The organism is Wolbachia endosymbiont of Pentalonia nigronervosa, from assembly GCF_014534705.1.
Taxonomy (GTDB): domain Bacteria; phylum Pseudomonadota; class Alphaproteobacteria; order Rickettsiales; family Anaplasmataceae; genus Wolbachia.
The window spans coordinates 1-10,961 of record NZ_JACVWV010000040.1; the positions used below are offsets into that span (position 1 = coordinate 1).

A 10,961-nucleotide genomic window follows, 5' to 3' on the forward strand; every position below is an offset into this window, starting at 1 on the left:
TTATATATCTTATTGCATTAATAATCGCTCTAATATCGTGTTTTCTTGGCCTTCCTATTGCCCCTTGTGCAACGTATGGCTCTAGTATTTCCCATTCTTTGTCACTTATGTCACTTGGATACATTTTTTTACCTCTTAATTCTACATTTGCTTTAGTATATTTATCTTTTCATTTCTTTTCAAGACATCTTCTAAGACCGAACAGCAATTCAATTATACACAGAAACCTGTCGCTATGCATTGTTAATAATGTGATTTTACACATTAAAATATTCTGATATAGTATAGTTTTAGCTCTATGAATGGATTCACAGAAAGTAGACTTAATATTTGAAAGATTTCAGAAGTTGAATCCTATTCCAGAAATAGAGTTGAGCTATACTAATCATTTCACATTATTAGTTGCAATAGTTTTATCAGCACGGACAACTGATGTAAGTGTTAACAAAATTACAAAAGAGTTATTTAAAATTGTTGATAGCCCAGAAAAAATGCTGAATTTAGGGTACATCGAGCTAAGAAAGCGCATAGCCAGTATAGGTTTATATAATTCCAAGGCAAAAAACATAATCGAGCTAAGCAGAATGTTGATTGAACGGCACGATAGCAAAGTTCCTAGCAATTTTGACGACTTAGTATCTTTACCAGGGGTTGGAAGAAAGAGCGCTAATGTGTTCTTGAATTCAGGGCTTGGCCTGCCAACATTGGCGGTTGACACTCATGTTTTGAGAGTTAGCAATAGAATTGGTCTGGTAAAAGAAAGGGATGTATTGAAAACAGAGCTATCTCTCTTAAATGTAATATCAAAAAAATATCTACTTTATGCTCATCATTGGCTAGTTCTGCATGGTAGATATGTCTGTAAGGCATTAAAACCTTCGTGCAGCACATGCATTATCAACGATTTATGCGAACTTGATAATAAAAGATACAATATTGTAGATCGTCCTTAAGTTTTAACGTATTATAGAAGAAAGTAAATACGAATACATATGAAGGGTCTATACATAAAAACTTACGGTTGTCAGATGAATGTTTATGACTCTATTTTAATGGAAAATATAATTAAGCCCCTAGGCTTTAATATTGTTAGCGACGCAGATGAAGCTGATTTAGTAATATTTAACACCTGTCACATTAGAGAAAAAGCAGCAGAAAAACTTTATTCAGAATTAGGAAGATTACAAAAAAAAAGGAATGTTACTATAGTGGTAGCTGGATGTGTAGCACAGGCAGAAGGAGAAGAAGTATTTCGCAGAGCCCCATTTGTTGACATTGTTGTTGGGCCACAGAGCATCGCTACTTTACCTGAATTGATAGTGAAAGCCAGCAGAAGCAAAGGCCACATTATAGATACTGATTTTCCAGAAATAGCAAAATTTGATAAATTTCCAGATGAGTGTTATGGAGCAAATCAAGGGTCTTCTGCATTCTTGGCCATACAAGAAGGGTGCGATAAGTTTTGTACATTTTGTGTAGTGCCATACACTCGTGGAGCTGAGTACTCACGGCCAGTAAATGAGATATTTCGTGAAGCATTAAAATTAGTTGCAAGTGGTGCAAAGGAAATTAATTTGCTTGGTCAAAACGTTAATGCTTACCATGGAGAATGCGAGGGAGAAATCTGGAATTTAGGGAATTTGATTAGTCATATTGCCAAAATCGAAAAACTTGAGAGAATTCGCTATACAACTTCCCATCCAAGAGATATGCATAAATCTCTTTATCTAGCACACGTACAAGAACCAAAACTCATGCCATTCGTTCATCTACCTATACAATCTGGTGCCAACAAAATATTGCACGCTATGAATAGAAAACACACTGCTGAAGAATATTTAGAAATAATAGATAAGCTTCGCAAATTAAGGCCAGAAATAGAATTTTCCTCTGACTTTATAGTTGGCTTTCCTGGAGAAACTGAACAAGACTTTAAGGATACAATGGAACTAGTAAAAAAAGTCAAGTATGCTCAGGCTTACAGCTTCAAGTATAGCCCAAGACCTGGTACTCCAGGTGCAGAGAGAAAAGACCAAGTGCCAGAAGAAATAAAAACAGAACGTCTTTTTTACTTACAAAAGTTAATTGGTGAACAGCAGCTTATGTTTAATCAGAACACGGTAGGTAAAGTTATACCTGTATTATTTAGTGATAAACAAGGTAAATACCAAAATCAAATTATAGGCAAAAGTCCATATATGCAATCTGTATGCGTAGATGACCCTAAAGATGAATACAGAAATAAAATAGTAAATGTGAAAATATCAGAAGCTCGACAAAATAGTTTATTAGGAGATGTAGTATAAAATAGATATATAAAAGGGGTCTATTGAGAAGTTTATTGTCAATTGCTCAAGACTCTGTTAATTATTAAATAGAATAGTGTTGTTATGTTTAGGTTAGACAATAAGAAATTTTTAATTACAGGCGCATCAGGGGGAATAGGGCAAGCAATTGTAGAAATTATGCATCAAGCTGGTGCAACTCTATGCATTTCTGGCACGAATAGAGAAGTACTGGAGGAAGTAGCTCGAAAGTATGAAAAAAACATATACATACTACCTTGCAATTTATCAAATACTGAAGAAGTAAACCAACTAGTAGATAAAGCAAACACGCAAATGAGTGGTTTTGATGGTCTAATATGCACTGCAGGTATCACACAAGACAGCTTGCTAATGAGAATGACTGATGAATCATGGGAAAAAGTGATTAATATTAACTTAACTGCCACATTTCAGCTCAATAGAAATGCATGCAAAATATTACTCAAAAACAAATGGGGAAGGATTGTGAATATTTCTTCTGTAATAGGACTGATAGGCAATGCAGGACAGGCCAATTATGCAGCATCCAAAGCCGGAATAATAGCCATGAGTAAATCCATAGCAAAAGAAGTTGCAGGTCGTAATATAACAGTTAATTGTATAGCTCCTGGATTTATAGATACTCAGATGACTAGAATCTTAAATAAAGAGCAAAAAGAAAAGATACTAGATAATATTCCGATGAAAAGAATGGGTACCCCTGAAGAAATAGGAGCTGGAGTTTTATTTTTGCTCAGTGATGCAGCGAGATATATAACAGGACACGTATTAAATATTAATGGTGGATTATTTATGTAATAGTAAATTACTTATGTGATATATATGTATGGACAAATCAAAAATCTTCCTGTAAAATGTAATCTAGGGTTCTTATAATAATTAGAAGGTATAAAAATGAGTTCTGTAATAAAATTTTTTAACATTCTTGTTGTAGTATTACTTCTGTCTTTTTCAACAGTTGCAAGTGCTGACGGAGAGTCTGAAACTACAGGAGATGCAACTGCTGACGTAATATGTAACATTATTGGTTATATCTGGACTATAGGTGGACCGGTAATGACAGTAGTGATAATCGGCGCAGCTTTACTTGCAATATTTGGTAGAATGCCTTGGCCAGCTCTTGTTGCGTTAGGTATATTTTGTGGTGTATTTTTTGGTGCTAAGGCGATTGTAGAAAAAATTGTACCTGCAAGTAATAAAACTATGTTAGAGAAATGTGCAAAAATAAAACCAACAACAGGTGGCTAATGTAGATTTCATCTTCAGGAAGAACTAACCTCAAAAAAAAGTTTTTTCTATGGTGAAGTGTATGGTGGCAAGGACACAGAGAAGATAACTATAACTGTTGAAAAAAAGTGAGGTAATATAGTTAGGGTTATACAAACATTTATAGCAAAATAAGAAAGCTGGAAGAAGAGTGGAAGAAGGGTAGAAAAGCATAAAACTCCAAGCTCGAAGAGAAGGTGCATAAATATATAGATTTTCGTCTGATTATTGCTATAATTAAGGTCTTTAGATGTGAAATATTGATGAATGAGCTAAGAAAATTAAGCATTACACAAATGCACGAAGGTTTGAATAAAAAAGATTTTTCTTCAGTCGAGCTTATAGAGGCACACATAAATGCAGTTGAAAATGAAAAATTAAATGCGTTTATAACAAAAACCCCAGAAATAGCTATGAAAGCTGCCAAAGCTGCGGATGAAAATTTTTCTAAGCGAGAAAATTCACCGTTAATGGGAATACCTGTTGGTGTTAAGGATTTATTTTGTACTGCAGGAATTAAAACAACAGCTGCTTCAAAAATGCTAGAAAATTTTATTCCAACTTATGAATCTACAGTATCTGATGCACTCTTACGCAATGGAGCAGCTATGCTCGGTAAGCTCAACATGGATGAATTTGCTATGGGCTCTGCAAATACCAACAGTTACTTTGGTCCAGTTGAAAATGTATGGATGAGAAAAAGTGATGGAGAAAAAGTTGTTCCCGGTGGTTCATCTGGCGGCTCTGCAGCAGCAGTAGCAGGATTTTTATGTGCTGGTGCTTTAGGAAGCGACACTGGTGGATCTGTACGTCAACCAGCTGCTTACTGTGGAGTAGTTGGTGTGAAACCAACTTACGGAAGGTGCTCACGCTTTGGAATGATCGCATTTGCAAGTTCTTTAGATCAAGCAGGGGTAATTACCCGCTCTGTTTCTGATTCAGCATTAATGTTAGAAGCTATCTGCGGTTACGACAAAAAAGACTCAACATCCAGTGAAAAACCAGTTCCTAAATTTTCCAATTTGATAGATAACAACATCAAAGGTAAGCGGATTGGCATACCAAAAGAATACAATATGGATGGAATTTCAGAAGAAATTATTCATAACTGGGAGAAAGTCGCCTTTTATTTAAAAGAAAACGGTGCTGAAGTTGTTGAGATCAGCTTACCACATACAAAATATGCAATACCAGTTTACTATTTAATTTGCTCCGCCGAGACGTCCTCTAATCTTGCTCGTTACGATGGTGTGCGTTATGGATTACATGTTGAAACTGATACCCTTGAAGAAATGTATGAATTAACAAGAGCGGAAGGCTTCGGTAAAGAAGTCAAAAGGAGAATATTAATGGGAGCTTATGCACTTTCTTCAGGTCACTACAACGAATACTATGAGAAGGCACAATGCATTAGAGCTCTGATTCGTGAGGATTTCATTAAAGCATTTGAAAATATAGATTACATACTTGTTCCATCTGCTCCAACAGAAGCTTTTGGTTTGAACGCAAAACCAGATCCACTTGTTATGTGTATCAATGATGTATTTACTGTCCCAGCAAGTTTAGCTGGTTTACCCGCTATTTCTGTTCCAGTTGCACTTTCCAATGATGGTTTACCGCTTGCCTTGCAAGTGATTGGTAATTATTATGACGAGGCTGGAATTCTAAATGTAGCAAGTGTAATAGAGCAAAACTGTATGTATCCTGAACAAGTCAGTTGCAATGCTTAGATCAAGATACAAGAGAAAGCAAGTATATAGTTCATAAATACTATATCACTAAAACTTCTGAGCTATATGAATTATAATATACTCCCATTGCTTGCATCTCATCTATTCTAGTATGAGGTCTCGATCCCTCATACACTATGAAACCAGTTGCTAGTGCAATTGCTACAATTGCAAAAACTATTAACACCATAGGTATTGTAATAGCAACGTATCTCGATATCATTATTGCAACTTCCGCTTGAAGTAACCCAACTAAACAACTAGTAGTAACACCCATCATAATTGGTTTAAGGCGTTGCCTTTTTTCTGCCCTCTTCAAAAGTTGCGTTACATCATCATTCACAGCTAAGTCCCTTGAAGTTTGACTATTCTTATCCTGCAAAAAAGAATTTGCACCATTTCTCAACAGAGCCCTTACTATTTCTGTATAACCATTTCTCGCAGCTAAATGTAAAGGAGCTTCTTCGTTTCTATTTACAACATTAACCTTTGCTTTGTGTGCTAATAGAACATTTACTATCCCTACATAGCCGCCTCTAACAGCTAAATGTAAAGGAGTTTCATTATTCTGATCTATAGCATCAACCTCTATCTTGTTTTGTAATAGAAGATTTACTATCTCATTTGAATTTTTTTCTAATAGAATCTTTACTCCCTCTATATGGCCATTTCCAGCAGCTAAATGTAAAGGAGTTGCTAAATTTCCATCTACAATATTAACACCTGCACCTTCTAGCAATAGAACTTCTATTACCTTTGTATGACCACTTCTGGCAGCCAAATGTAAAGGCGTTCTTCCAAGTATATCTCTAGCATTAACTTCTGCATCATTTGCTAATAGAAGCTCTATTATCCCTGTATGGCCATTGTCAACAGCTATATGTAAAGGCGTTTCGTTATTTTTATTTACAGCATTAACATCTGCACCTTCCACCAATAGAATCTCTACTATCTCTATATGACCTCTGCCAACAGCTCCATGTAAAGGGGTTATTCCATATTTACCATCTCTAGCATTAACTTTTGCATCACCTGCTAATAGAGCTTCTACTACCGCTACATAACCACTTCTGGCAGCAAAATGTAAGGGTGTTGCTCCATACCTATAATCTACAGCATTAACATTTATACCTTCTACTGCTAACAGAGCATTTACTACCTCCACTAGATTATAACAAACAGAAATATTCAATAATGTGCATAGATTGTTCTCATATCCATTTTTAAATGGAAATAAGTAATTGATATCAAATTTTTTTATCTTCCACTTTACGTATACATCCGGACGTTTTTCCATTAATTTTTCTTTTATTTCATCAATGATATTGAAATTTTGAGCAGATTTTCTTTCAGCTACATCAGATCGATGTGAATCAAGAGCAGATTTTATTTTATTTAATATCCATTGCCATTTTCTATAATGCATAATTCCCTCCAAATTAATACATATATTAAAATTATAATATTTTCATAAAAAAATTAAATCACTAGACCCCTTTTTAAATCTATACCACTGAAATTTCTGAGCTACGTGAATTGTAATGCACGCCCACTACGTGCATTCCATTTACTTGAGTACTAGGTTGGAATTCTGTACGTTTTATATCAATTACTAGTTTGATTATTATAATTACTGCTACCATAACTATACTATATATAAACTTCAACATGAAAGTTAATTCACTACGCCATATTGTTAATACAAATGGTGTCATTAAAAAAAAAGTGGTACAAAGCACAAGAGCTGATATACAATCTTTTCTCTCTTTCGACTCACTCAAAAGTTGCTTTATATTATCATCTGAAGTTAAGTCTCTTGGAATTTTATTATTCTTATCCTTCAAAAAAGCATTTGCGTTGTTTTTCAACAGAGCCTCTACTAATTTTATATAACCATTTTTAGCAGCCCAGTGTAAAGGAGTTGCTTTATTTATATTTATAGCATCAACATCTGCCTTGTTTTCTAATAGAACCTTTACTACCTCTATATGGTTATTTCTAGCAGCTACATGTAAAGGAGTTTCTGCTTTTTTATCTATAGCATTAATATCTGCTCCTTTTTTTAATAGAATTCCTAATATATTTATATAACCACTCTCAGCAGCTATATGTAAAGGAGTGGCTCCATATTCACTATCTACAGCATTAATATTAGCACCTTCTAATAATAGATTCTCTACTACCTCCACATAACCACCTCTGGCAGCTAAGTGTAAAGGCGTTACTGAGTTTTTATCCACAGCGTTAACATCTGCACCATTTTTTAATAAAATCTTTACTATATTTTCATACCCAATTTCAACAGCTATATGTAAAGGAGTTTCTCCATACCTATTATCTACAGCATTAATATTTATACCTTCTATTGCTAACAGAGCATTTATTATTTTTTCTAAACCATAACGAACACAAATATGCAATAATGTGCATGCATTGTTTATATATCCATCTCGAAATGAAAATAAGTAATTGATATCAAATTTCTTCTTCTCCCACTTGATGTATACATCTCGATGTTTTTTCGCTAATTTTTCTTTTATTTTATCAATTATATTTTTATCAGACTTTATTGTATTTAATACCCATTGCCATTCTCTATCATGCATAATTTCCCTCCAAATCAACACATATTGAATCAAGTATAGAGTTCGTGAACTCTATACCATTGAAACTTCTGAGCTACGTGGATTGTAACGCACTCCCACTACGTGCATTCCATTTACTTGAGTACTAGGTTGAGATTTGTTATATTTCAGACCAACTACTAATGCAGTCACTGCGGTTACTGCAACTACAATCGCACTACCTGTGAACCTCTCAATGAAAGTTAACTTATTACGCCATATTGTTAATGCAAATGTTACCACTAAAAAAAAAGTGGCACAGCCCATTATAACTAATATAGTATGTCCTTCTTTTTCTCCTGACTTATTCAAAAGTCGCTTTATTTTACTATTCGCAGCCAAGTCTCTTGGTGTCTGACCATGTTTAGTTTTAAAAAAAGCATTGGCACCGTTTTCCAACAGAACACTTACTACCGCTATATGGCCATTTTTAGCAGCCCAGTGTAAAGGAGTTGCTCCATCTTTATCTAAAACATCAACCTCTGCCTCTTTTTCCAATAGAGCACTTACTATCGCTATATGACCATTTTTAGCAGCATAGTGTAAAGACGTTGCTATATTTTTATCTGTAGCACGAACATTTGCCTTTTTATCCAACAGAATCTTTACTACCTCTGTATAACCCTTTCCAGCAGCGCAATGCAAAGGGGTGGCTCCATATTTATTATCTGTAGAATTCACACTTGCATTTTTTTCTAATAGAGCACTTACTACACCTGAATAACCATTTTCAGCAGCTACATGTAGAGGAGTTACTCCATATTTATCATCTCTAGCATTAGCATCTGCTTCGTTTTCTAACAAAATCTTTACTAACTCTACATGACCATTTTGGGCAACAAAATGTAAAGGAGTGGCACCATTTATATAATCTATGGCATTAACACACGCTTTGTTTGCTAACAAAACCCTTACTAACTCTACATGACCATTTCTAGCAGCAAAATGCAAAGCAGTTGCTCCAGATACATTATCTGCCACATTAACCTTTGCACCTCCTTCTAATAAAGCCCTGACTATGTTCTCAAAGCCATAACAAGCAGCAATATACAATAATGTGTATCTATTATCTATATTTTCACCTTGGAATGGAAGCAAGTAATTAATCTTAAATTCTGCCCTCTTCCACTCTAAATATGTCTCTAGGTGTATTTCAGCTAATTTTTCTTTTATTTGATCAATTATCTTTTGATGACTTATATCTTGATTAGAGCTTATATAATCGTTTATATTATCGAATAGTTCTTTCCATTTTTGATAATCCATAAATTCCCTCTAAATTGATATATATATATATATTAAAATTATAATGTATGTATTAAAAAAAGTTAAATTATTAGACCTCTTTTAGCATAAAAAGAATAGAAATCTAATTTCACAAGAGAAACTCTATATCATTGAAATTTCCGAGTCACGTGGGTTGTAATGCACTCCTAATGCGTGTATTTCATTTACTTGAGTACTAGGTTGAGGTTCTTTACATTTGACACCAATTACTAGCGCAATTGCTGCAGTTACTGCAACTATAATTGCACTAGCTGTGAGCCTCGCAATAAAAGTGAATTTACTACTCCACATTGTTAACGTTAATGTTGTCGTTAAAAAAATAGTGGCACAACCCATGAGAGCTAATGTAGTATGTTCATTTTCTCCTGACCTATCCAAAAGTCGCTTTATACTATAACTCGAAGTTAAGTCTCTTGGAGTTTTATCATTCTTATCCTTTAAAAAAGCATTTGCTCCATTTTCCAACAGAGTGTTTATTATCTCTGCATGACCATTTCTAGCAGCCCAGTGTAAAGAAGTTGCTCCATCTTTATCTAAAGCATCAACCTCGGCACTTTTTTCCAATAGAGCCCTTACTACCGCCGCATGACCATTTTTAGCCGCCCAATGTAAAGAAGTTGCTGCATTTTTATCTGTAGCATGAACACTTGCATTTTTATCCAACAGAATCTTTACTACATCTGTACGACCATTTCCAGCAGCTACATGTAAAGGAGTTACTCCATATTTATTATCTACAGCATTAACAATAGCCCTGTTTTTTAGTAGAACTTTTACTATCTCTGTATGACCATTTCCAGCAGCTACATGTAGAGAAGTGGCCTCATATATATGATCTACAGCATTAACATATGCTCTGTTTTCTAACAAAGTCTTTACTAACTCTATATGACCATTTTGGGCAGCAAAATGTAAAGGAGTTGCTCCGTGTATACCATCTGTAGCATTAACATATGCTTTGTTTTCTAACAAAATCTTTGCTACACCTAGATAACCATTTTTAGCAGCAAAATGTAAAGGGGTTGCTCGATGTGTACTATCTATCACATCAACCTCTGCACCTTTTGCCAATAAAGCCCTTATTATGTTCTCTAAGCCATAATAAGCAGTAATATACAATAATGTGTATCTATTATCTACCTGTTCACCTTGAAATGGAAAAAAGTAATCAACCTTAAATTCTTCGTTTTCCCACTCTAGATATGTCTTTAGATGTTTTTCCGCTAATTTTTCTTTTATTTTATCAATTACATTTAGATGACTTAAATCTTGAGCAGAGTTTATATCATCTAATATTTCTTTCCATTTTTTATAATACATAAATTCCCCCTCAGTTGATATACATATATACTAAAATTATAATATTTTTATTAAATTTCTTTTAGAATAAAAAGAGTAAAAATCTAATTTCACAAGAAAGCCTTTTATACTATAGAAACTTCCAATTGACGTGAGTTACGTCTTTCAGGTGTGTTCACTTCATTTATTTGAGTAGGAGGTTTAAGATTTTTATACACAATAGCACCAACTGTTAGGTAGTGTCGACATTTATTTTAACCAAAGATATATAGAAGCAATATGGACAAAAGATAAGAAAGAAATAGCTAATTTATCATAACGAGTAGCAACCCTACGAAAATTCTTGAGTTTATTGAACATTCTTTCGATGAGATTTCTCTCTTTATAAAGCTCTTTATCGTATTCTCTTGGTGTTTTTCTATTGGAAC

At 34.2% G+C, this 10,961-nt stretch carries 10 protein-coding genes; 5 read left to right on the plus strand and 5 right to left on the minus strand.

What is annotated here, in order from left to right; all coding sequences use genetic code 11:
* Nucleotides 1–302 precede the first annotated feature (302 nt).
* From nth to gatA, 5 genes are all read left to right on the plus strand, one after another.
* Nucleotides 303–953, plus strand: a complete 651-nt coding sequence (gene nth, locus IC220_RS04575; protein WP_188153370.1) for an endonuclease III — start codon at nt 303–305, stop codon at nt 951–953.
* A gap of 39 nt (nt 954–992) precedes the next feature.
* Nucleotides 993–2,306 (plus strand): tRNA (N6-isopentenyl adenosine(37)-C2)-methylthiotransferase MiaB, encoded by a 1,314-nt coding sequence (miaB, locus tag IC220_RS04580; RefSeq protein WP_188153371.1) that lies wholly within the window; start codon nt 993–995, stop codon nt 2,304–2,306.
* Nucleotides 2,307–2,390: 84 nt separating this feature from the next.
* A complete protein-coding gene (gene fabG, locus IC220_RS04585) occupies nt 2,391–3,125 on the plus strand; it encodes a 3-oxoacyl-[acyl-carrier-protein] reductase (protein WP_188153372.1) in 735 nt (244 codons plus the stop codon).
* 96 nt (nt 3,126–3,221) lie between these two features.
* Nucleotides 3,222–3,575 (plus strand): TrbC/VirB2 family protein, encoded by a 354-nt coding sequence (locus tag IC220_RS04590; RefSeq protein ID WP_188153373.1) that lies wholly within the window; start codon nt 3,222–3,224, stop codon nt 3,573–3,575.
* A gap of 281 nt (nt 3,576–3,856) precedes the next feature.
* A complete protein-coding gene (gene gatA, locus IC220_RS04595) occupies nt 3,857–5,323 on the plus strand; it encodes an Asp-tRNA(Asn)/Glu-tRNA(Gln) amidotransferase subunit GatA (RefSeq protein ID WP_188153378.1) in 1,467 nt (488 codons plus the stop codon).
* 40 nt (nt 5,324–5,363) lie between these two features.
* On the opposite strand, the gene IC220_RS04600 is transcribed toward gatA, so the two are convergent.
* The 5 genes from IC220_RS04600 to IC220_RS04620 all read right to left on the minus strand — a co-directional run.
* Complete coding sequence (locus tag IC220_RS04600; RefSeq protein ID WP_188153374.1) at nt 5,364–6,749, minus strand: ankyrin repeat domain-containing protein; 1,386 nt, start codon at nt 6,747–6,749, stop codon at nt 5,364–5,366.
* Nucleotides 6,750–6,828: 79 nt separating this feature from the next.
* Nucleotides 6,829–7,929, minus strand: a complete 1,101-nt coding sequence (locus IC220_RS04605; protein ID WP_188153375.1) for an ankyrin repeat domain-containing protein — start codon at nt 7,927–7,929, stop codon at nt 6,829–6,831.
* A 51-nt stretch (nt 7,930–7,980) separates the two neighbouring features.
* Complete coding sequence (locus IC220_RS04610) at nt 7,981–9,213, minus strand: ankyrin repeat domain-containing protein (protein WP_188153376.1); 1,233 nt, start codon at nt 9,211–9,213, stop codon at nt 7,981–7,983.
* A gap of 123 nt (nt 9,214–9,336) precedes the next feature.
* Complete coding sequence (locus tag IC220_RS04615; RefSeq protein WP_188153377.1) at nt 9,337–10,554, minus strand: ankyrin repeat domain-containing protein; 1,218 nt, start codon at nt 10,552–10,554, stop codon at nt 9,337–9,339.
* 228 nt (nt 10,555–10,782) lie between these two features.
* On the minus strand, nt 10,783–10,961 hold a 179-nt coding region (locus IC220_RS04620; RefSeq protein ID WP_188152690.1), incomplete at its 5' end, for a transposase.